This is a genomic window from Acidobacteriota bacterium (assembly GCA_035471785.1).
Taxonomy (GTDB): domain Bacteria; phylum Acidobacteriota; class UBA6911; order RPQK01; family DATIPO01; genus JANQFM01.
The window spans coordinates 78,554-100,922 of record DATIPQ010000062.1 but is presented as its reverse complement, the minus strand read 5'-3'; the positions used below and the strand labels follow the sequence as shown (position 1 = coordinate 100,922).

The 22,369-nt window shown below is 62.6% G+C and carries 17 protein-coding genes; 5 read left to right on the top strand and 12 right to left on the bottom strand.

Annotation, left to right across the window (positions count from 1 at the left end):
- Positions 1–393: PIN domain-containing protein (locus VLU25_09185; protein ID HSR68104.1), on the bottom strand; the 393-nt coding region annotated here is incomplete at its 3' end.
- Positions 386–607 carry a hypothetical protein gene (locus tag VLU25_09180; GenBank protein ID HSR68103.1) on the bottom strand — a complete coding sequence of 74 codons (222 nt, stop codon included), beginning with the start codon at positions 605–607 and terminating at the stop codon, positions 386–388. The genes VLU25_09185 and VLU25_09180, both read right to left, overlap by 8 nt.
- 145 nt (positions 608–752) lie before the next feature.
- Here VLU25_09180 and VLU25_09175 point away from each other — a divergent pair, with 145 nt between their 5' ends.
- Genes VLU25_09175 through VLU25_09165 form a run of 3 tightly spaced genes read left to right on the top strand, consistent with a single transcriptional unit; the run spans position 753 to position 5,824 of the window.
- Positions 753–2,249, top strand: coding sequence for a hypothetical protein (locus VLU25_09175; protein HSR68102.1), 1,497 nt, complete (start codon positions 753–755; stop codon positions 2,247–2,249).
- 10 nt (positions 2,250–2,259) lie between these two features.
- Positions 2,260–5,127 carry a hypothetical protein gene (locus tag VLU25_09170; protein ID HSR68101.1) on the top strand — a complete coding sequence of 956 codons (2,868 nt, stop codon included), beginning with the start codon at positions 2,260–2,262 and terminating at the stop codon, positions 5,125–5,127.
- A 16-nt stretch (positions 5,128–5,143) separates the two neighbouring features.
- Positions 5,144–5,824 (top strand): hypothetical protein, encoded by a 681-nt coding sequence (locus VLU25_09165; protein HSR68100.1) that lies wholly within the window; start codon positions 5,144–5,146, stop codon positions 5,822–5,824.
- Between the two features lie 135 nt (positions 5,825–5,959).
- On the opposite strand, the gene VLU25_09160 is transcribed toward VLU25_09165, so the two are convergent.
- From VLU25_09160 to VLU25_09125, 8 genes are all read right to left on the bottom strand, one after another.
- Positions 5,960–8,983 carry a M36 family metallopeptidase gene (locus VLU25_09160; protein ID HSR68099.1) on the bottom strand — a complete coding sequence of 1,008 codons (3,024 nt, stop codon included), beginning with the start codon at positions 8,981–8,983 and terminating at the stop codon, positions 5,960–5,962.
- 545 nt (positions 8,984–9,528) lie between these two features.
- Positions 9,529–10,356, bottom strand: a complete 828-nt coding sequence (gene nei, locus VLU25_09155) for an endonuclease VIII (GenBank protein HSR68098.1) — start codon at positions 10,354–10,356, stop codon at positions 9,529–9,531.
- Between the two features lie 99 nt (positions 10,357–10,455).
- Entirely contained in the window at positions 10,456–11,055 is a 600-nt protein-coding gene (locus tag VLU25_09150) for a PEGA domain-containing protein (GenBank protein ID HSR68097.1), read from the bottom strand.
- Between the two features lie 65 nt (positions 11,056–11,120).
- Positions 11,121–12,095: a WYL domain-containing protein gene (locus VLU25_09145; GenBank protein ID HSR68096.1), complete on the bottom strand. Its 975-nt coding sequence runs from the start codon at positions 12,093–12,095 to the stop codon at positions 11,121–11,123.
- Positions 12,092–13,066, bottom strand: coding sequence for a WYL domain-containing protein (locus tag VLU25_09140; protein ID HSR68095.1), 975 nt, complete (start codon positions 13,064–13,066; stop codon positions 12,092–12,094). The genes VLU25_09145 and VLU25_09140 overlap by 4 nt, the downstream gene beginning before the upstream one ends.
- Before the next feature lie 102 nt (positions 13,067–13,168).
- Entirely contained in the window at positions 13,169–13,774 is a 606-nt protein-coding gene (locus VLU25_09135) for a Holliday junction resolvase-like protein (GenBank protein ID HSR68094.1), read from the bottom strand.
- A gap of 66 nt (positions 13,775–13,840) precedes the next feature.
- Positions 13,841–16,261: an ABC transporter permease gene (locus VLU25_09130; GenBank protein HSR68093.1), complete on the bottom strand. Its 2,421-nt coding sequence runs from the start codon at positions 16,259–16,261 to the stop codon at positions 13,841–13,843.
- A 15-nt stretch (positions 16,262–16,276) separates the two neighbouring features.
- On the bottom strand, positions 16,277–16,732 hold the full coding sequence (locus VLU25_09125) for an HIT family protein (GenBank protein HSR68092.1): 456 nt from the start codon (positions 16,730–16,732) through the stop codon (positions 16,277–16,279).
- A gap of 52 nt (positions 16,733–16,784) precedes the next feature.
- On the opposite strand from VLU25_09125, the gene glgX reads away from it, so the two are divergent.
- A complete protein-coding gene (glgX, locus tag VLU25_09120) occupies positions 16,785–18,929 on the top strand; it encodes a glycogen debranching protein GlgX (GenBank protein HSR68091.1) in 2,145 nt (714 codons plus the stop codon).
- An 81-nt stretch (positions 18,930–19,010) separates the two neighbouring features.
- Positions 19,011–19,895, top strand: coding sequence for a hypothetical protein (locus VLU25_09115; GenBank protein HSR68090.1), 885 nt, complete (start codon positions 19,011–19,013; stop codon positions 19,893–19,895).
- A 270-nt stretch (positions 19,896–20,165) separates the two neighbouring features.
- On the opposite strand, the gene VLU25_09110 is transcribed toward VLU25_09115, so the two are convergent.
- Both VLU25_09110 and VLU25_09105 read right to left on the bottom strand, forming a co-directional pair.
- Positions 20,166–21,206, bottom strand: coding sequence for an AI-2E family transporter (locus tag VLU25_09110; GenBank protein ID HSR68089.1), 1,041 nt, complete (start codon positions 21,204–21,206; stop codon positions 20,166–20,168).
- 43 nt (positions 21,207–21,249) lie between these two features.
- Positions 21,250–22,233 carry a zinc-dependent alcohol dehydrogenase family protein gene (locus VLU25_09105; protein ID HSR68088.1) on the bottom strand — a complete coding sequence of 328 codons (984 nt, stop codon included), beginning with the start codon at positions 22,231–22,233 and terminating at the stop codon, positions 21,250–21,252.
- Positions 22,234–22,369 lie beyond the last annotated feature (136 nt).

Genomic DNA, 22,369 nt, shown 5'->3' with positions numbered 1-22,369 from the left:
GAATCCAGCCTGGTGGAAATGGGCGTCGGAGGTTAGAGCCTGGGAGACCCCTTTCTCCTTCATGACGACAAAGCTCAGGCAATCAGTGAAGGACCAGCCCTTGTCCTCGTGTTTGAGCATGAAGTCCACTGCTTCATTGAACAGAGAAGCATCCGTCCAGGAGATCCGGCAGGCCTGCGAGGACAGGACGACATCGAAGAAAGTGGGCAGCAGATGGGAAAATCCGCGCCTCTTGAGCAAGGTGGCTGTTTCGTCAAGAACATGATCAGTCGTCAGCAGCCGGATCTGTTGCTGAGAGGCCCGTTGGAAGAAGGCACGTGCCTGCTGGTGGTGCGTGTCTTTCCTGACAAGCGAGGCATAGAAGCCGCTGGTATCGACAAAGACCTCAGCCATAGAGGATGTCGTCGATCTCCTGGTTGGTGAGGGATTCGCCCCCCTCAACCGCATGTTCGCAAAGGGCGTAGATGGGATCGCCCTTCAATTCTTCGCCCTCTGGTTGGATGGGCTCCAAGCGAGCTACGGGCGCACCCCGATAAGTCAGCACGAACGCCTCTCCACGACGAACGGATCGCAAGATCTCCGCCGCGGCGCGCCTGAATGCAACCATGGAAACCGACTTCATGGCGATAGTTTAACTTGAAGTTGAACTTCAAGTCAAAGACAAGTCTAAGGTCTTGTCAGACATTGAAGTGCTGACGTAAAATCCATCGCAACACGACTAATTGTGAAAACTTGAAATTGGAGGAGCAGGCGTGGGTTATCCGTCCAAACCAGGCTACGTGGCGCTCGATGAGGTCGAACACGGTGACTCGATGAAGGGGTTCGAGTTGATTTTAGCACTGGGGGAAGGCGCCATCAACAGGGCTTTAGAAAGCACCTTCAACTTTCTTTCTACCAAGAACGTGCGGAAGCACCACCGAATTCAATTGCCCGACCATGACTTCGAGGGCACCATGGCCGCCCCAAGGGTGAAGCTGGATGAGGTCATGGCGGACTCGGTATGGTTGATGGTGAATCTGGATAAGGCGAAATTCAAAGGGGGCATGCGCAGCGGCTGGTCGTTCGCCTACAAGATCAAGCTGCGCTCGCAGAGTCTAAGCCCGGAGCAAGTTGAAAAGCTGGAAGGCATCAGCGATGAGGTGCGTGAGATCCTGCGGCTGCGGGCAAAAGACCGCACCGCCACGGTGCGAAACGTCATGCTCGATTTCGAGCATTCCTCCACCTCGGCTTTCGACGCCGGACGCTCGAGCCACAGCGGCGCGACCCGCGAGGAACTAACCAAAATCGGGCTGCACCAGGCTTTTTCGCAGTATTTCAGCGCGCTGAGAAGCTGGGAGAACACCTACTCGCTTTCCTTCTTCGTGGAGGACATTGAACCGGCTCAACAGCGCCGGCAGCCCACCTTCGTGCCCGGCGCCGGAGTCTATTCCGTCCATCCGCCCAGCGGCGGCGGCAAAGCGGGCAGTCTGGACCTGCTCATGATGCGCCAGGGCCATAGCCAGCTTCCAGCAACCCGCAGCTTCGCCCACAGTTGGGCGGGCGATGGGCAAAGCGACGGCCGACTCGTCATCAGTTGGAGGCTTTTCCTGCAAGGCTGGCTGCTGCCGCAGGTCCGTAGCGCTTATGGATTAGGCACCCTTCCGTTTCGATACGTGGACCATTTCGGCACCCCTCGTTGGCGGGTCTACGACTTCGTGGACAAAGAAGAAGAAGAGTGGGTAGGCCTTGATCGCTTCGTCTGGAACAAGATCCATAGTTGGCAATTCTTCCTCGACACCGCCACCGAGCAAGGAGCCGACAAGATTACCAAAGCTATCGTCAAGCTGGAAGGCGAATGGATCGAACTGGTCGATCTCAAGCGTGAGGCGCTCGGGGGCGGACGCTGGTGGAGCCGTTGCGACCTGCCCCTGCCAGGGCGTATCGCCATCGCGGCGGGTTCGGACGGAAAGCTCTCTTTCAAAGCTGAGGTGGAGAAGCGCTATGCCCAGTGTACGGGAGAGAAAGCGTCCGATGCCATCGACATCTTCATCCGACTCGGAGGCAACGACATCAGCGACCGCCAGACGGCCGCCATGGACAATGCAGTGAGCTATCTGCGCTCGCTCTCGGACCGGGCCACCCTCCACCTCACCCAGCACCTTTCCCAGAGCTTCCTGCTGCCGGGAGGAGAGCAGTTTTTCTACAAGAATGCCCGTTTCGACGAGCATCAGAACCTGGTCTTCGACGTAACCATCAAGTCCCAGAACTAGCGAGGGCGCCATGGCTCAAAAACGCATCTCCATGACGGTCGACAGCGAACTGATGAAGAACTACACGGCCACCAGCGCCTTGTCCGGCCAGCGGGCCCTGCGAATGCTGCAAGACAAGCAGGGCAATCCTCTCATCTTCACGGTGGGCGGGAACGGCGAACTCAATCTGACCTTTCAGTCCGCCGGCTCCGCCAGCGGCTGGAAGCAGGTCGGCCTGTCCTCTTCGCTGGGCGGCAAGGTGGGCGCCTTCCAGGCCTCGCAACAGAAGGACGGCACCATCCGGCTGGCCGCTTCCATCTACAAGACAAAGGAAGCCGACCAGACTCTCTACTTGACCGAAGATCTGCCCAATGATCCCAAAGCGGCTTGGTTTTCGGGCAAGATCCGCTGGACGGCGCGTCCTTTCTCAGAGGGGACCGTAGGCGTCAACCAGATCTTGCTGGGGACCAACGACGACGGCCAGGGGGCGCCGCTGTGCGTGGTCAGCGTGCAGCGCGGCGAAAAGGTCGAATACTTCACCGTCAACGCCGACGTCAAAGACACCTCCTGGCTGTGGAATCCCTACCCGTTGCCTGAAAACGCCGTGGAGGCGCTGGACATGGCTCTGGGCAGCGTGCAGGGCACGCGAGGCGTCTACGGGCTCTACCGCACTGCAGCGGGATCGAGCCTGATCTTCACGTCCCTGCCCGACAGCCGCAGTCCGGGAACCACCAGCTACGATTTTCCCGTCCCTTCGGGAGCCGGCCTGACCTGCCTCCAGGCTCTACCCCCGCGCAGCTTTTTCGAAGAAGACGACGACGAGGACGACGAGTGGTTCAGCGGCGGGGATGAAGACCTTTCCTACGACCTCTACGCCGCCGGCCAGGGCGTCTATCTCTTCGCCGAATCGCGCACCGGCAAGGCACCCCAGGTCATCGCCTCGTCCCAGGAACTGGGGCGGGCCAAGGACATCCACGTAGAGCAAGACGAGCAGCACGTGGCCGTGTGGGTGCTGGAAGAGGAAACCCGCATCCTGCAATACCTGCTGGGCAGCCCGGGCGATGGGGAAATGGGCTGGACCGAACCGCTGCCCCTGCGCAGGGGCGTGACCCAAATGTCGGCCATCCGCAACCGGGGCAAGATCGCCAACGAACTGCTGCTGGCGGTCTCGGGCGACGACGAACTGATTCACCTGTGGCAGGACCCCATGACCACCACCTGGCAGGAGAGCAGCGTCCCGTTGGAGAACACTCGGGGAGCGGAGGAGTTCGAAGCCTACACAACCGTCATCCGCTTCCGCGACCAAGCGGGCATGCCGGTCCTCATGGGCAAGGTCAAGGTGACTGCCTCGGACTGGATTCGGGCTACCGTAAACGGCTCGACTTACAGCATCAATCCCGAAACCTGGGCCGAGGTGACGCCCGACGTGCAGGGAGGCATTACGGTCATCCAGAGAGCCGACAACATCCAGACACCTCTGCTTTACGTGGAAGCCGACTTTTTGCCTTCCAAGCTGTCGGTGAATCCGGCCCAGAAAATCTTCAAGGGCTTGTCGGCCGTGCGCAGCGGAGCCGATTTGAAGAAGGCCAAGGACCGCAACGGAAACCCCCTGCTTGGCAAGTCCTTCGACGACCAGACGCTCGACCAGTCGGCCAAGGCCCTTTCCCGGCTCAGCGACATGGGCTCGCAACTGGTACCGGCGGGAGTGGGATATCGGCCCGGCCAGCCGGTGCCCGCGGACGCCCTCGACTCGGGCTATGCCTGGAGCGTGCAGTTCGACGCGCAAGGGCGTCCCGGCTACAAGGCAGGACAAGGGGTACGGATTTCAGGCCAGACCAGGGGCAAGGCCCACTTCGGCGACTTCCTGGAGTCGCTGGCGCAGGGACTCAAGCGCGTGGGAGAAGTGGCCTTTCAGGTGCTTGTGGAAGGGGGAAAGAAACTATTGCAGGTGGTCTTCGAGGTGGCGGGCAAGATCTTCGAGTTCGTACTGCAATCCATCGGCCAGGTGCTGGAGGCCATGGCCTGGTTCCTGCGCGAGGTGCTGCACATCGACCTCAACGACATCCTGCGCTGGCTGGGGCAGCTCTTCAACTGGGATGAGATCAAGGCCACCCAGCAAGTCATGGTCGACATGGTCAACCGCGTGCTCGACTACGGGGCCGGCGGACTCGACCGTTTCAGCCACGACGTGGACCGCTTTTTCGAGCGCGTCATCAGCGACGTGAGAAACCTCAAGCCGGACGTCTTCCCCAAGCAGGTGCGCCAACTGCAAACCCGCTCGGTTCAGGCGGTCGCCGAAGGCCAGGTGCCCATGGGCAACTTCGGCCAGACGCCCATGGGAAGCTGGCCTCAGTATCAGGTGCTGCACGGAGGCTTCACCCAGTCAGGAGGCCCGCCGGCACCCGGCGGGGGCGACGCCATCATGGCCTTCTTCGAGAAGAGCCTGACCGGATTCGTCGCCATCGTCGACCAGACCATGCAGGAACTGGTCAGCGACGTAGCCTTCGCCTTTCAGGACGGAACCCTGACCCCCGAGCAGGTCCTGGCCGCCTTGGGCACTGACCTGCTGGTGGGTCTGCTGCGCTCGCTGCAGAACCTGGCTCGGGCCTTCCTGGAACTGCTGCGCGACCTGGTCAAGGCCATCAAGCAGGCCATCAACCAGCCGCTCGACATCCCCGTCATCAGCGCGCTCTATGAAGGCATCTACAGCCAGAGCGACGCGCTCAGCGCACCCTACGCCAAACTGAGCCTGCTCAACGCTCTGGCTTTCCTGGTGGCCATCCCCACCACCTGGATTTACAAGGCCGTTTACCAGGAGGCTCCCTTCGGCTCGGGCATCCAGCCGGGGCGCGAGGCCCAGTACGACCAACTTTTTCAAGCCCTGCCGGCGGTCGGATAGAGAGAGGAGCAAGCCCATGAAACCCAGCGATCTGGCGGAACTCTATGACGACTACGGAAGCATCGGCGGCGGCGTCTGCCTGCTGGTCGAAGCGATACTGGGTCTGGCCCAGGATGAGGAGTACAACTTCATCGGCCAATATCAGGGCGAACTCTCCAACGATCAACTGAGCAAGAACCTCAAGCTGGACACGGCCATCCTGGTGTTTTCGGTGATCCGGCTGGCCTTGACGATACCCGTGCCCGCCAAGCGCCGCGACGAAGCCACTCCCTTCCGCGTGGGCATCTGGGGAACCCAGGCCCTGAGCGCGGCCCGTCATGGGATCACGGTCTTCGCCCCCGCCCAATCGCAGGCCCAGGTGGCCAAGGTACTGGGAGCCGTGGGAATCGCGGAGGGACTGGCCCGCCTCGTCCTTCAGATCATCGTCGTCGGCTACAAGCTCGACACTTCGGACATCGAGGACGAGCACGAGAAGTCGAAGATCACCACTACCGAGATCCTGGTCCTGTTCGGCAGCATTCTCAGTTTCATCGGCGGCGCCTGCTCGGGCGCCTCCAAGCTCACTCCTGAACCCGAGAGCAAAGCTGTCCTCAAAGTGATCGGCGGAAGCGGCAACGCCCTCTCGGGCGTCCTCAGCGGTGTCAAGGGCGCCGTGGCAGGCATCGATTTCGCCGTCGACTTCTTGGCCGAGGGATAGAGGACGCCATGCGAGGGCTTCAGGACCCCCGCAAGGCGCTTGCCGGATCGGTCCGAATGAAGAGGGCCCCGGAGAACCCGGGGCCCGGAGGGTGATGGATGGCCGCGCCGCCGGGGAAGGCGGCGCGGCGGGGGGTTATTGACCGGTGATGGTGACCCGGTCGACGTACCAGCCCGGGAAGTCGTTGAATTGACCGTCCTCGGAATCGAAGATGAAGCGCACCCGGAATTGGGTCGAGGACCCCACCGAGAAGGACTCGGTGATGAATCCGGACGGTTCGGCGGTGGCCGAATCGATGGTGCGGATGGTGGACCAGGAAGATCCGCCGTTGGTGCTGACCTGGATGGTCATGACGTCGAATCCGCCTCCCGAGAAGTTCTCGGTGTCCCAGAAGTGGAGCACGTCGAGGGTGACGGAACCGAAACCGGAGGTGTCGATGACCGGCGAAGTGGCCGTTCCGACCGCCGTTCCCACGTCATAGTCGCAGTTGGGGGAAGAGCGGCTGAAAGACAGCGTGGTGTTGCCGTCAGAGGCGCTCACGCAGTCGCTGGCCAGTCGCCACAGGTCGGTCGAACCGCTGGTCTTGGTCCAGCCGGGTGCTCCTGTTTCGAAGCTGTCGTCGAAGAGGGTGGTGGGCCCGCCGGGGCCTCCGCCGTCCTCGAAGACGCGCACGCAGCGGAAACGCCCTTCATTGTTGAGCGTTCCCGAGTCCTTGTCGTTGGTAAAGACCATGCGCATGCTGGGGTTGGTGTAGAACTGACCGACCGGGATGGTGAAGGTCTGGAAGGATCCGTTGCCCGAATACTGGGGAGTCCAGGTAATCCTTCCGCCGCCGGTCCAGTTCTGGAAGCCCCAGAACATGAAGTGGCGGGCGTCGTTGTTGAGGGTGTTGTCCTCATCGAAGCCGATGGCGTGGATCTCGCCCTCGGAGCTGCTGGCGAACTCGAACTCGATCACCGTGTTGGAGGTGACGTTGAAGCTGGAGAGCGAGCGCCGCCAGGTGTTGCCGGTCAAGACCAGCGTATCTCCTCCGTCGGCGACCTGCACGTTGGCCGAGACGTCCTGGTTGGAGTAGGACTCGGTGCCGAAGGAGTTGAAGTCGATGGCGTCAGCCGGACAACTGGAGGGCGGCGGAGGCGGCGGAGGATCGTTGTCGCAGGCGCTGGGAACGGCGAAGCTGTTGGTGGCGTTGCGGGAATTGGGTCCGCCGGAAGTGGCGTTGACGCCCAACCCGCGCTCGGCGAAGGCTTCCCAGATGTCGCATACGTCCTCGCCGTTGAAGTTGGCCTGGGCGGCTTGCAGGATGCCGTCGCGGGCGTCGGTGAAGGTGGGCGAGCACTGGGTGAACTTGAGTCCCTCGTTGACATAGAGCATGGCGCGGTGGTTTCCGGCGCCGCTGGGCGAGGAGAGGTCCTCCACGAACCCGTGCTTGTCGACCAGCCGCCAGTACATCTCCCAAAGGGTGACGGCCCACACTTCGCCCACTCCGTGAGGCACGGCCAGTCCGGAGATGTCGGAGTAGACCAGGTCGTTGATGGAGTTGTCGGTGCTGTAGCGCTGGGTGCGGATTCCCGCACCCGAGGGCGACTGTCCCAGGGCGTAGGTTCCGATGCCGCGTCCGGTGGCGCCCACGTCGCCGCTTTCGGCGGTGTAGGCCAGTGCGAACCAGTCGCTCCAACCTTCGCCCGGCTGCTGGGTGTTGTTGAGGCAGGAGGAGTTGCCGGGTCCGCCCACCTGTCGGATGGAGATGCCGTGCCCGTACTCGTGCACGATGATGCCGTTGTCGAGGTCGCCGTCGCGGCGGGGATTGGTCTGCGTCCACTCGAACATCTGCATGCGGGGACGGTTGCCGTCGGTGGGGGTGAAGAAGTTGGCGTTGTTGGTTCCCCCGCCGTCCTGAGCCTCGGCGCGCACGTCGTCGCCGCCGGCGCCGCCGCGTCCGAAGGTGTTGACCTGGAAGTTTCCGGCCGGCTCAGTGAACCCGTACTTGTACTGGATGTCGTGAATATGGTTGTTCCAGTAGAAGAGGTTGGCAACGGCCGCCGGGGTGTAGCCTGAAGGCTGCAAGCCCAGGTTGAGGGAGAAGTCGCACACCAGACTGGTTCCGCAGGAAGGCTGGCTGCCGGGCGGCGAGTTGTTGGCGTCGCGGTCGTCGTAGGCGTGCACGTTGTTTCCGCGCATGATGGTGAAGCTGCTGGAGCCCGTATCGTGCCAATCCAAGGGAGAAGCGGTGGCGTCGGCGGGATCGACGACCAAGGTGCGTCCGCCGTGGCTGGGACTCTCGGTGGGCTCGGCATAAACACGGTAACTGTCGGCCACCACCTGGTCGAAGCGGGTCCAGACCTTGCCGTTGCGGGCGTCCACATTGAAGTCATAGGCGTGCTGCTCGTCGGTGGTCTGCACCATGAAGTTCCACACCAGCAGCGACTTGTTGTGACGTACCGGCAGGATCATCAGGCGGGCTTCGATGGGCTCGAGTGAAATGCCCGAGTGGTCGATCAGAGTGGCCTGCTCGACTCCCACGGGATCGGTCAAGGCCGTCACCGGAGCCGGCAAAGGCACCCCTGCATGCTCAAGCGCGCGCTCGACGGCTTCCTCGGCCGAGAGGCGCGGGTTGACGGAGTTGCGTCCCCGTTTGAACTCGGGCATGAAGCTGTTGTTGACGCTGATGACGCGATTGTCGCGGCTGACGTGAACCTGCAGTTGGCTGTTGTAGGCCGCCAATCCGTCGGCTTTCTGGCGAAAGTAGATGTGAGTCGTGCCCGTGACCTGAGAGCGTACCGTGTCGGTCGCCTCCAGCCCTTCCACATCCTCGGCATCCAGCCCCAGCGCATCGAGGTTGTTTTGGATGAAGTCGAGAGCCACCCTGGTGGGAGTCCCGGACTGCGGCGCGGTCAGGAACCCGCGGATGACATACAGACTCCTGGTGGCGCCGGTCTTCTCGTCGAAGCCAGCCCTGAGATGGGGATAGTTTTGCCGCATCCGCTCCAAGGCCGTCAGTTGAGAGGCCCGCGGCGATTTGCTGAAACCGGCGTTGTCATTGGGACGTTCGTCAAAGTTGCGGCCATTGCCTTGCTCTCCGCCGTTCCCCTGGGCCAGCGCGGGCACTGTCATCAGGATCAGGACAAGCGACAAGGCCGCCACTAGGCCGAATTTCAACAAAGTCCGGTGATTAAGAGGTGAAGTCTGAACAGACCCCTCCCCTTCTACAAGACGCAGCTTGCACATAGAAAAGTCCTCCTCAAATGGTTGTGAATACACTCTTTAGCTAAGCGAGCGTTAATGAGGCCAATGATAGCAGTTTTGCCTCGACTTCATGTCAAATTTCTTTGCTAAGCCATGGAACTCGCCCCGCAAAGACTGCCCGACTCCTTGATCAGACCTTGAAGAGTTCTTGCAGGAACCTCTATTCGCTTAGGTCAGCAACTAGTCCTGGAAAATACGACGCAGAATCAACAATTGGATTTGCTCAATAGCCCGAAGACTTGCAATGAATTCCGTCTGCCTGAATCTGTACCTGGGGAGCATTAAAGCGAATTAAGCTAGTGGCATCTTATTTGGAGGATTTGCATTAACTGCATTCGCTTTAAGACCACCTGGCCCTGAGAGCGGCGGGACGGCCCGCGCAGGCCGGAGTTGGAAGACGCCATGGGCGTCGATTTCCTAGGGCGGCGTATAACCGTTTTAGGCGTTTTTAGAGCGATCTAGCGGAGAGACTTCTGACAGCGGGGACAATAGTAGCCGCTGCGTCCGCCCAGTGATTTTTTGACGATTTCGTTTCCGCAGCGATGGCAGGGGCGGCCCTCGCGCTTATAGACGTAGCGCCGGTAGTCTTTGGCGGGACGTCCCTCTTCTTCCAGCTTGCGGGAGAGTTCGGGTTCGATAGTGCGGCCCTCGTGGAGGTAGGCGCGGCGGGGGACTTCAAGCAGCGCCTCGGCCAGTCTTTTCAACTGCTCGGCAGAACAATCGCTGGGACGCGTCTCAGGGTGAAGGCCGGCGGTAAAGCAGATCTCGGCACGCAGGTAGTTGCCGATTCCGGCCAGGAACCCCTGGTCGAGCAAGAGGGTCGCCAGGCTGCGGTTGCAGAAGCGGTCATCGCGGAGACGCTCCAGCACTTGCTTGCGGTTGAGCTTTCCCGCCAGCGGATCGGGACCCAGCTTGCTCAGATAGTCGTGCTCATCGAGCTCATCGTCGCGCAGCACTTCGATCTGGGAGGCGCTGTAGAGCAGGGCTGAACCATCGTCGTTGCGGATGGCGAGGCGCAGTTGGCGGTTGGTGTCGGGTTCGGCTCCCGCCGGACGCACGTACCACTTGCCGTAGAGCTGGTTGTGGGTGTAGATATTCCATCCGTCCTGGAAACGGATGAGCAGGGCCTTGCCGCGGGGTTCCACCGACTGCACCTCCAGCCCGCTCAGCTTGGGACCGTAGTCCTTGAGCTTGTCGAGTCCGAAAAAGACTTCCTGGGCGGGCCGGTGGCCGACGGCCTCCATGATGAGATCGGCATCGCGTTTGACTTCAGGTCCTTCCGGCATGGCGCGATTATACCCGCGCTTCCACCTGGGCGGTCACCCAGGACTTGGGAGGGAGTTGTGAAATCTGAAACCCAGGGTCAGAATTTATGACCGGCGGCGCTAGGGCAGGGGTTGCAGTTCGATGTCGAGGTGGATGGTCTTGTTGGGGATGACTTCCATGACGGTGTCGAAGGTCTGGAATCCCGGATACTCGATGCGCAGCTCGTGCTCGCCCTCCAGCACCATGTAGCGGTCGCGTTCCTGCTCGAAGTCTCGGGCGCTGCCGATCAGCTTGTCGTCGATGTAGACCAAGGCTTCGCGGGGACTGACGCGGAAGACGATGTTGGACGAGTTGGAATGGACGATTTCGCTGCGCAGGGGCGACTGGGTGTAGATGGTGTAAATGCCGTACTGGTCGGGATAGTAGAGGTCGTCCTCGTAGTAGCGCTCGTCGTAGTAATAGGAATCGCCGTAGTGACGACCTCGGTAACGGTCGTAACGGGACGAGTAGCGGCGGGGATAGTAACGGTCCGCATGGAGGCGGAAGGGCGGATAGTGGTTGGGATAGAGATAGAAATAATTGCGCGGAGGCAGGAAAAAATACCCCTGCTTGCCCGGCTTGCGGATGCGCTTCTGGGAGTGATGGTCCTGGGCCAGGGCCACTCCCGCCAGAGCCGTGCTGATGACCAAAGCGATGAGGATGGGGAGTATTCGTTTCATATCGATAGCCTCATTGTACAAGATGCGCTTATCCCCTTCCTGGGTTCAGGCTTGCCGGCAATGTCTCAATCCGAATCCTCATAGCGGCTGATGATGGCTTGGGCGTCCTGGCGGACTTTTTCCACAAACTCGGGCGGAGACAGAGGCTTGGCGTCGGGAGCGTACTGCAAGACCACCCTGGAAGGAAACTCGTAGGTTTCGCTGGAAAGGGTGAGCACGCCGCCTTCTCCCTCTTCCTCGTCGCGGATGGCCTCGCCCCATTCTTCGCGGGCCCAGTCGAGAATCCTTTCGGAGAGGTGGATCTCGACCTTGTGGCGTCCCATGGGCTTGAGGAAATCGGCCTTGTAGCGGTCGAGGTCGAAGTCCTCGGGCAAACGGAAGGTCTCGTCCGACAACTCGACGTCGAGTATGCGCTCGAATCGAAAGGTGCGGACGTCGCGGCGGTCCTGGGCGTAGCCGATCAGGTACCAGAAGCCGAGTTGCTGGTGCTTGATCAGGGTGTAGGGACGCACCACCCTCCAGGAGGTCTTGTCGCGGCCCAGCGTGTAGTACTTGATGCGGATTTTGCGGCGCTCCTTGACGGCCCGCGAGAGGGTCAGGAAGAGTTCCGAGACCGGGCGCCGCTCCATGCGGACGCGGTCTTCCAGGCGGGCCGAAGGATCGGCCGAGGCGGCGATGGCCCGTTCGATCTTGCCCCGCAGCGAGGTCACCGTTTCAGGGTCGACTTCGGGATCCAGCAGTTGCAGCGAGAGAGCCATGGCCATGGCCTCGGGACGGGTGAAACGGACCGGACGGTTGAGCATCTGGTCGAAGTCGATCCAGACCCGGTTGTCTTCGTCCACGAAGATGTCGACATAATCGTCGGGACGAAAAGGCGGCTTGCCGATCAGCAGCATGAAGTCGAATTCCCGTTCCAGTTGGCGTGCGCTGATGCCCACCGCCCGGGCCAGATCTTCCATCGGCACTCCCTCCTGGCCCTGGTGTTGAGACACGTAGGACATGATGAAGAGAATGCGGTTGATGCGCTCCGTGACGTTCATAACAGATGCTGCACTAGGGAGACGACTTGCCGGCGCACTTGGGGCGGATGCACCACCGTGACATCCGTCTTCTGGGACAGCAGCCAGCGGCAGAACCCTACCATGTAGGACACCCGCACCCGGAAAGTGTGCGGGTCCAACGGGGTGGCCGTCAAGAGTTGATGACGCAATTCGGGCAGGCGGTGGGGCTCCACGCGGATGGTCACTTCCACCGGCTCTTCGAAATCGAGCTCCCAGGGCTGCTTCTCATGGCGGGAAAGCGAGAACTCGGGAGGAATCCGGTAGTCGGGCGTCCCCGGACGGCGGGCATTCACTTCCAGCTTGCGGATGCGGGAGAGCACGAAGTTGCGCAGGTCCTGGCGCAACTCGTCCCAGGCCACCAAGGTCCACTTGCGCTCGGAAAAAATCAGTCCGTAGGGATGGACGGTGCGCCGGGTGACCTTCTGGGTCGAAAAGGCGCGGTACTCGATCTCGACCTTCTTGCGGCGGTCCAGGGCGTCCTGGATCTCCTGCACCCAACGGGCCCGCGACCTCACCGAGCGGGGATCTCCGGAGGTGATGTCGACTTCGCGCTGGGGCGGAGGAGTGGCCAGGTGGTGGTTGAGGCTGATGATCTTGTGGAGGGCGTTCTGCAACTGATCGCTGTAGGGGAAGCCCTCGTTTTCCAGAACGGCGTCGGCCGCCATCATGAGCAGCGAGCTTTCCTGGGGCGTGAACTCCATCTCGGGAAGGAAGAGCTTCTCCTTCTCGATCAAATAGCCTTCCTTGCGGTCGGCTCCGCTGTAGTAGTCGATGGGGATTCCCAGGCTGATCAGCTCGGCCTTGTCGCGCTCGAACTTCCTCTGATTGGATTCCTCCACCCCTTGGGCGTAGTCTTCCGGGAAGTGATTCTTGATCTGCTGCCAGGACACAGGTTCCCTGGCATTGAGCAGATAGGCAATCAAGTCGAGCAGCCGTTCGGTGCGGTTCACCGACAGAAGTGTAAGGAATCGGGGCGCACAGGGTCAATCCGCCACCTCTAGGAATCGACCGGAATTTTTGGCCGGACAACAAAAGGTTGGCTTACCGGATTGTCAGTCCGCACTGGGTTCGACAATAACAGGGGCTTGCCCGCGCGGCGCCTGGGAGCGGAGGCGCACCTCCTTCCATTCCACCCGTCCAGCCCGGACGGCGTCGCGGACGCGCCGCTCGCGGGTGGAGAGGGTGGAGCGTCCGCTCTTGACTTCCACCAGCACCACGCGGTCGCAGCGTTCCTCGCTGAGGCCCTGGAAAACCACGAAATCGACCGGAGAGCCGAGAAAGCGGGCGTCTTTGGGGAGAAACCCGAACTGGGGCAGAAAGGGCGCCAGATGCTCGGCCGCCTGCCCCCTCAGGACGGCCCCGCTGCGGGCCAGGGCGTCGCTGCGGATGCGCTCTTCGAATTCCCGCTTGTGGGCTTGCAGGAGGTTGTCGGCACGCTGCTCTTCCAGCCGGCGGATGGCTTGGCGTTGCGCTTCCAGCTCTTGCTGCCGCCACTGGTGGAAACGCGACTGAGCCTCTTCCCAGGCCCGCCGCTCGGCTTGCTGCTCCCAGTGACGCCGTTCCCTTTGCAGTTGCCGGCGCAGGCGGGAAAAACGCCATCCCAGCAGCGCCAAGGCCGCTCCCGCCGCGATGAGGAGAATCCAGCTCGTCAGGCTCATACACCGAGGCTACACCTCGACCGTGACGAAAAGGGCCCCAGTCGGAGTGCGCTTTCGTCCGCGGCCTTATTCCGAGCGCAGGGCGCGGATGGGGTCGGTCCTCAAGGCCCGGCGGGCCGGCATCAGAGAGGCCAGCAGGACGATGGCCAGCAAAAAGGAGGCCACACCCAGGTAGACCTGTGGGTCCTGGGGATCGGCTCCGGGCAGCATGGGAGCCGTCGATCCCGCCAGCAGGAAGGCCATCACCAGTCCCGCCGCCACGCCGGCGGCGCCCAAACGCAGGGCTTGGCCCAGGATGAGCCGCAGCAAGTTGGAGCGGCGGGCGCCCAGGGCCAGGCGGATGGCCATTTCTTTGGCTCGGGAAGCCACCGAATCGGCGGTCAGCCCGTAGAGTCCGAGTCCGGCGATGAGGGTGGCGAAGAGGGCGTAGATGAGCAATTGGCGGCTGAAGAGGCTGCTCACCCAGCGGTTGCGGAAGATGGCCTGCTCCATGGTGAGGATCTCGGACACGGGCACCCCGGGAGCGGCTGAGCGGAAGGCTTGGCGCAAGTCCGCGGCCAGGCGTCCCGGGTCCCCCTGGGTCCGCACCACCAGGGCAACCGAACGGTCGGGCAAGAGGGCGTAGGGGACGTAGAGCTGGGCCTCGGGGATGGTGCCTGATACAACCATGTCGCGCCCGTAGTCGACGTCTCCCACCACGCCCACGACACGCAGCCACTCGCCTTGCGGAGCGTTGCGCAGGCGGCGTCCGACGACGTCGAGTCCGCCCCAAAGGCGGCGCGCCAGGCTGGCGCTGACCAGGGCTACGGGGTGACCCTGTGCGATCTCCTCCTGGGAAAGAGCGCGTCCGGCCAGGCGCGGGATTCCCATGGTCTCGATATAGCCTTGGGCGGCGCTTTGAGCGGTGGCCTGCACCTCATCGCCCTCCTGCGGCAAACCGCCTTCGGCCTCCAGCGTCCAGACTCGGTAGTTTTGGCTGACGGGCAGCTCGCTGACAATTCCTACCGAGGATACTCCCGGCACCGACTCCAGCCGGGTGCGCAGGCGCTGGATGGCGATGTAGCGCTGCTGCGCCGTTTTGAGGTCGTTGTTGTCGAGGGACAGTTCCGCCGTCATCAGTCCTGCGCTGCGGTAGCCGCGTTCAGCCGACTGCATGGCCAGGAAGCTCTTGACCATGAGCAAGGCTCCGATGAGCAGGGCCGCCGAGAGGGCCAACTCTCCGCCCACCAGCAAACCGCGCAAGCGGCGCGAAGCAGCCGACCCGGCGCTGCGCTCGCCTCCCGACTTGAGGGCTTCGACGGTGTTGAGGCCGGCTTGGCGGATAACGGGCGCCAATCCGCATACCGCTCCCGCCAGCAGCGAGATGAGGAAGGTGTAGAGTCCGGCCTCGATGCTGAATCCCATGCGGAAAAGGTATGGAGGGTCGACGGGAACGTAGCTCAGCGTCCAGTTTACGCCCATTAATCCCAGCAGCACGCCCAGCAGTCCGCCGGGGACAGCCAAGAGCAGGCCTTCCACCACATTCTGGCGGGCCAGGCGCAGGCGTCCTGCACCCAAGGCGGCGCGGATGGCGGTTTCGCGGCTGCGCGCCGTGGCCTGGGCCAGCATCAGGCTGGCGATGTTGGCGCAGATGACCAGCAGCACCAGCAGCGCTGAAACGAGCGAAGCCGTCAAAGCCACCTTGACGGCCGAGGGCAGCCAGAAGTCCTTAAGCGGGCTGATCATCACCGTCCAGCCCCGGTTGCTGTCGGGGTGCCGGGCGGCCAGGCGGCCGGCGATCGATTCCAGTTCGGCTTGGGCTTGGGAGACTTCGACTGCGGGCTTGAGGCGCCCGAAAACGCTCAGGTAGCGGTTGCCGCGGGAGATGGCCTCCGGGTCCAGTCCCAGGGGCGTCCAGACGTCGCCCCACTCAGGGAAGCGGAAGCCTTCGGGCATTATGCCCACCACTTCATGTTCAAGTCCGTCCAAGCGCACGGTGCGGCCCAGGATGGAGGATTCTTGGCGGAAGCGCTCCTGCCACAAGCGGTGAGAGATGAGCGCTACGCGGGCCGGGGCTCCGGGAAGGTCTTCATCCCGGTGAAAGAGGCGTCCTCGCAGGGGCTGCTTGCCCAAGAGCGGAAAGAGCGAGGCCGAGATGCGCGCCCCATCCAGCCTGACGGGTTCGTTCTCGTCGTCCAGATTGAACTTGCGGCGATGGAAGGTCCCCATTTCCTCAAAGCTGGTCTGCTGCTCCTTCCAGTCGCGGTAGTCGGGAGGAGAGGTGCCGCTGCGCCCCGTTTGCATCAGCGGCTGCAGGGAATGCACAACCACCAGTCGCTCGGGCCGGTTGAAATCGAGCGGCCGCAGAATCCAGGCTTCGAAGCCCGAGAACATGGCAATGTTGGCCCCGATCCCCAGCGCCAATACCAGAACCACGGCCACGGTAGCCGCCGGCCGCCGCCTCCACTGCCGAACCCCAAAGCGCGCATCTTGAAGGATCCCGCTCATGTTGCCTCCTACGGATCAGCCGTCCCGTTTGTTCCCCGCGCCCGATAACCTGTCGATGGCCTCGCGCAGCCTATCGGCGGTGGAGCGCATGTGTTCTTCGTCGCGGTAGGGGTTGCGGGGCCAGAAGAAGCCGCGCAGGCCGTCCTTTTTGTTTCGGGGGACGACGTGGATGTGAAGGTGAGGGACGCTTTGGCTGATCTTGTTGTTGAGGGCCACGAAGGTGCCCTGGGCCTGCATGGCCCGCTCCACCGCCCGGCATAGGAGTTGTGCCGTTGAAAACAGCGGCTGCAGCAGTTCAGAGGGCAGGTCGGCCAGCACCTGATGGTGCCTGCGGGGCACCAGCAGCAGGTGTCCGGGGAAGAGCGGACGCCGGTCCAGGAAGGCCACCGAGTGCTCGTCTTCAAAGACCCGGCAGGCCTCGGCCTGGCCTTGGACGATCTGGCAGAAGGTGCATTCAGGCATGGTCCTCATTTTCTCATGTCTGCCGTCGGCTCACGCGCCAGCGTCGCCCTGATGAGCCATAATGAGCCGGATGAACGATGAAGGGCGAGCACGCCGGTCGGGTCCGCGCCAAGCCCTGCTGGACCTGGCAGGGGACGAGTTCGAGGTGATGCGGGGACATCCGTTGCCTTTCGGGGCCACGGTGATGCGCGACGGCGTCAACTTCGCGCTCTACTCGCGGCGGGCTACCGAGGTGGTCCTGGTGCTCTTCTTGCCCGAGCGTGAGGAATCGGTGCTGGAATTGCCTCTCGAACCGGACCTCCACAAGACCGGCGACGTGTGGCATGCCTTCATCCGCGGCATCGACCCCGGCATCGAGTACGGATACCGGCTCGGCCGCTACCCCAATCCCGAGCCTCATCTGGACCGCTTCGACCCTTCCCAGGTGCTCATCGATCCCTATTCCAGAGCCCTCTCGGGCGGATCGCGCTGGGGACACCGGCTGCACCTGGAGAGCATCGACGAGCACGTTCCCCGCCGTCACTCGCTGGTGATGGACGACGAATTCGACTGGCAACTCGACCGTCCTCTCAAGACCCACGCCGCCGACAGCGTCATCTATGAACTGCACGTGCGCGGCTTCACTCGCCACGCCTCCTCGGGCGTTCGGCATCCCGGCACCTACCGGGGACTCACGGAAAAGATCCCCTACCTCAAAGATCTAGGCATAACCGCCGTGGAACTGATGCCGGTGCAGGAATTCGAAGAGCGCGACAATACCTTCCGCCATCCTGAAACGGGCCGGAGGCTGGTCAATTTCTGGGGATACGATCCCATCACCTTCTTCGCCCCCAACGGGTCCTACGCCGCCGACGGACGCTTCGGGCACCAGGTGGCCGAATTCAAGGAAATGGTGAGGGCCTTTCATCAGGCCGGCATCGAGGTCATCCTCGACGTGGTCTTCAACCACACAGGGGAGGGGGGCGAGGACGGTCCCACCTACGGACTGCGGGGAATCGACAACCGGGCCTACTACATCGTCGATCCTGAAAGCGGCGAGTACCATAACTACTCGGGCTGCGGAAACACCGTCAACTGCAACCATCCGGTGGTGCGCGACATGATCCTGGACTGCCTGCGCTACTGGGTCACGGAGATGCACGTGGACGGATTCCGCTTCGACCTGGCCTCCATCCTGGGGCGCGGACGCGACGGCTCGGTTCTGGCCAATCCGCCGCTGCTGGAGCGCATCGCCGCCGACCCGGTGCTGGCCGACGCCAAGCTCATCGCCGAAGCCTGGGACGCCGCCGGACTCTACCAGGTGGGGACCTTCCCGGCCTTCGAACGCTGGGCCGAGTGGAACGGACGCTTCCGCGACGACGTGCGCCGCTTCGTCAAGTCCGACCCCGCCATGGTGCCCTCGCTGGCCCTGCGCCTGTCGGGTTCGCCCGACCTCTACCACGGCGACGGGCGCTGCCCTTACCACAGCATCAACTTCGTCACCGCCCACGACGGCTTCACCCTCCACGACCTGGTTTCCTACAACCACAAGCACAATCTGGCCAACGGCGAGGACAATCGCGACGGCAGCGACAACAACCACTCCTGGAACTGCGGTGCCGAGGGCCCCACCCACGACCTCGACGTCCTGGCCCGCAGACGCCGCCAGATGCGCAATCTCATAACCCTGCTGATGATGTCCCAAGGCGTCCCGATGCTGCTTGCGGGGGACGAAATGGCCCGTACCCAACAGGGCAACAACAACGCCTACTGCCAGGACAACGAGATCAGCTGGGTCAACTGGGACCTGCTGGAGGAAGAGCGCGACCTGTTCCGCTTCTTCAAGCAGCTGATCGCCTTCCGTCAAGAGCATCCGGTGCTGCGCGGACGCGGATTCGACGTCAACGGAGACGACCCCCGCCAGCTGGCCTGGCACGGACAGGAAGTCGACCGTCCCGACTGGTCGCAGGAATCGCGTTCGCTGGCCATGCACCTCTCCAGCCGGAATCACGGCACCGACCTCTACCTGATCGCCCACTCCCACTGGAACGGCGCCCGCTTCCAACTTCCCTCCCCCCGCCACACCACCCGCTGGCACCGCTTCATCGACACCGCCCTCAGCCCCCCCAACGACCTCACCCCCCTGGACTCCATCCGGCCCCTCTCCACCCAGTCCTCATACTGGACCTCAGCCCGTTCGGTGGTGGTTCTGGTGGGCAAGGACTAATCGCCGGAATTAATCGCCTGGGAGGGCGATCTGCAGTGTTGTCAGAGAAGTCCCTTAGACTTAATGGGAGGAGAGATCGGAATGCAGTTGGATCTATTCGATTCCTCGAGCATGCGGGTGCGGGCGCTGCAGATGGCGCTGGAGCAAATCGATCCTGAGGTCGGACAGCAGAGGCTTGAGTCGGTTTTGCACCCGGAGTACCTGGACTGGGAGCCTCAAGCGCTGAAGTTCTTGCACCAGCATCCCATCCCCCAGGACCTCGACGCCGGCTACCGCCTCTGGGAAAAGATGCAGGAAGAGCCCTTTTTTTCCCGCCTCCCCGACCACTCCGCTCGGGAGATCCGCAGGAACTACTTCAGTCGGCTACTGCCTTCCAATGGAGCCGCCCAGGAAGTGCTACGCAGTCGGCAAGGCCTCTCCATGGGCTATCTGATGCTGTTGTCGGGGGATGCTGCCCAGGCCGCCAAGCTGTTGGAGAAGGAACTGGAGCGATTCGGCGAGACGGCCCTTTTGCGGCTCAATCTGGCCCATGCCAACTGGCACTGCGGGAGGAAGCAGGCAGCCAGAGTGCACTTCAGGCAAGCTCTGCTGTTGGGCTGGAACCGGCTGGACGACGAGTCGATTCCCGATGCCACCCTGCTCGATGCGCTGCTGGATGCCGATGATCGTGATTGGGCGGTCATTCAAGCCTGCGTAGAGCGCGTCCTGCCCATCGCCCGCTATCTCTCGCGCGACGAATTCCGGGCCTCTGAGGCTTTCCAGCGGCGGCGCGAAGTGGAGGAGAATCCACCCGAAGACCTGGCCGGCCAGCGCCTCCAATTCCACTGCTGCCTGGTCATCAGCGAAAACCGGCGCTGGGCGGAGCATGACCTGCTGGTGAAGGCCCGTCGACGCATGAAAGACCTCCACAGCCGCCTCCACTTCCTTTACATGCGCTCCCTCGAATCCAAGCCCGCCGCCGATTGAAATGGCCCGAAAGCCAGCGCAGTCTTGCTGCTGATAGTGGCCCTGCACCTCTGCCTCACCCTCGAATCGCCTGGGAGGGAAAAACGACTTTTTTGAGACCGCCTGTGGGTCATTTCGAAGCCTCCTCCAGAAAGGATTTTCAGCTCGACCTTCGTAGGTTGGCAGGCTTTTCCACAAAATCAGAATGCCGTTCAGCACAGATAGTTCTCGCTGATACGACGCCGGTCGAGCGGTTTTCTTAGACGGGCTGCTGAGGTGCAGGCCTTGAGGTCAGGCGGCCTCGCCCGGCTTGGCTTCCTGAATGCGGGGCCAGGCGCGGAAGACGGCGCGGACCAGGGTGGCCAGGGGGACGGCGAAGAAGACGCCCCAGAATCCCCAGATCCCGCCGAAGACCAGGATGGAGATGATGATGGCCACGGGATGGAGTTGGACCACCTCGGAGAGGAGCAGCGGGGCCAGGACGTTGCCGTCGATAAGCTGGATGACGACGTAGGCGATGAGCACCGCCAGGAAGTCCGATCCGGCGCCCCATTGCAGGAAAGCCACCAAGGCCACAGGGATCGTCATGGCCGCCACGCCTACGTAAGGCACCAGCACCGATAGTCCCACCAGAAAGCCGATGAGAACCGGCACTTCCAATCCCAAAATGGCGAAAACGGCGGCGCTGACGCCCCAGATGATGAGGATTTCCCACACTTTTCCGCGCAGGTAGTTGCCGATCTGCTGGTCGACGTCGTTCCAAACCCGGGTCGAGAGCTCGCGATGACGGGGGAAAAAGCGTCCCACCTCACGCAAGATCACCGACTTGTCTTTGAGAAAGAAGAAGACCATGAAGGGGATCAGGAAGAGGTTGACGACCAGCGGGATGACCGAGTCGAAAGAGACGCGGATGACCTGTTGCAGCGCGGTTACGATTTCAGCCCGCAGGGAATCGACGATGTTGGCCAGGTCTTCCTCGGAAACCAGGGCTGGATAATCGCGGGGAAGCTGCTGCAAGGAGTCCTGCAAGCGCGAAACCAGCGCCGGCAGTTGCTGGGTGAACTCGGCTACTTGATCGAGCAGGACCGGAATGACGGCGAAGTAGAGACCTCCCAGACCGACCAGAAAGAGCGCGAAAACGATGATTACGGCCAGCAGGCGCGGTATCCCGCGTTCGTCCAGCAGGCAGACCATCCCCTCCAGCAGGTAGGCGATGATGATGGCGGCCACCACCGGGGCCAGCACGTCGCCCAGGAAATAGAACACCGCCACCGTGCCCGCCAGCAGGAAGAGGAAAAACACCACCTGGGGGTCTTCGAAATTTCGTTTCAACCATTGCCGGATAGACATCGCTCTGCCGTTTCTCTATCGGTCGTCAAGGGACCAGCACCGCCGCTCCCTCCAAATCGCCGTTGCGCAGCTCCTGCAGGGCCCGGTTGGCCTCGGCCAGCGGGTAAGCGGTGACTTCGGTGCTGACCCCGGCCTGCGGCGCGACCTGCATGAATTGGATGCCGTCCTGGCGGGTCAGGTTCGCTACCGAGGCCAGCATCCGCTCTCCCCATAGGATGCCGTAGGGGAAGGAGGGGATATCGCTCATGTGGATTCCGCCGCAGATGACGCGTCCGCCCTTGCGCACCGCTTTGAGAGCTTCGGGCACCAGTTCGCCCACGGGGGCGAAGATGATGGCGGCGTCCAGGTCCTGGGGCGGACGGGTGTTGGAGGGCCCGGCCCACTCGGCTCCCAGGCGGCGGGCGAAACGCTGGGCTTTTTCATCGCCTGGACGGGTGAAGGCGTAGACCTTGCGTCCCTGGTGGACGGCCACCTGACAGATGATGTGGGCGGCGGCGCCGAAGCCGTAGAGTCCCAGCCGGCCGGCATCGCCGCACTTGCGCAGGGAACGGTAGCCGATCAGTCCGGCGCACAGCAGGGGAGCGGCGTGGGCGTCCTCGAAGTCCTGGGGGATGGGCACGCAGAAACGGGCGTCCGCCGTGGTGTACTCCGCGAATCCGCCGTCGATTTGGTAGCCGGTGAAGCGGGCCTCATCGCACAGGTTCTCCTGATCGTCGCGGCAAAAGCGGCACTTGCCGCAGGACCATCCCAGCCAGGGGACGCCGACCCGGTCGCCCTGCGAAAGGCCTTCGACCTGGCCGCCGGCCTCTTTCACCTGGCCCACGATTTCGTGTCCCAGGATGAGGGGCAGTTTGGGGTCGTCGAGGTCACCGTCGAGGACGTGAAGGTCGGTGCGGCAGACGGCGCAGGCACGCACCTTGAGCAGGACTTCTCCCGGCCCGGGCCGGGGGATCTCTACCTGCTGCTCCCGCAGAGGCTCGCCCTGCTCTTCTAGGACCATGGCCTTCATCCTGCCCATCGCCGCTGACTATATCACTGGGGTCTGGTCCTCCAATGGGGCAGTCCTGGCTGAGAGTGGCACTGAGACGACAAGGGGCACTGTGCCCATCGCCGCAAGGATGCGCCTCCCACCCGGACTGAGCCTG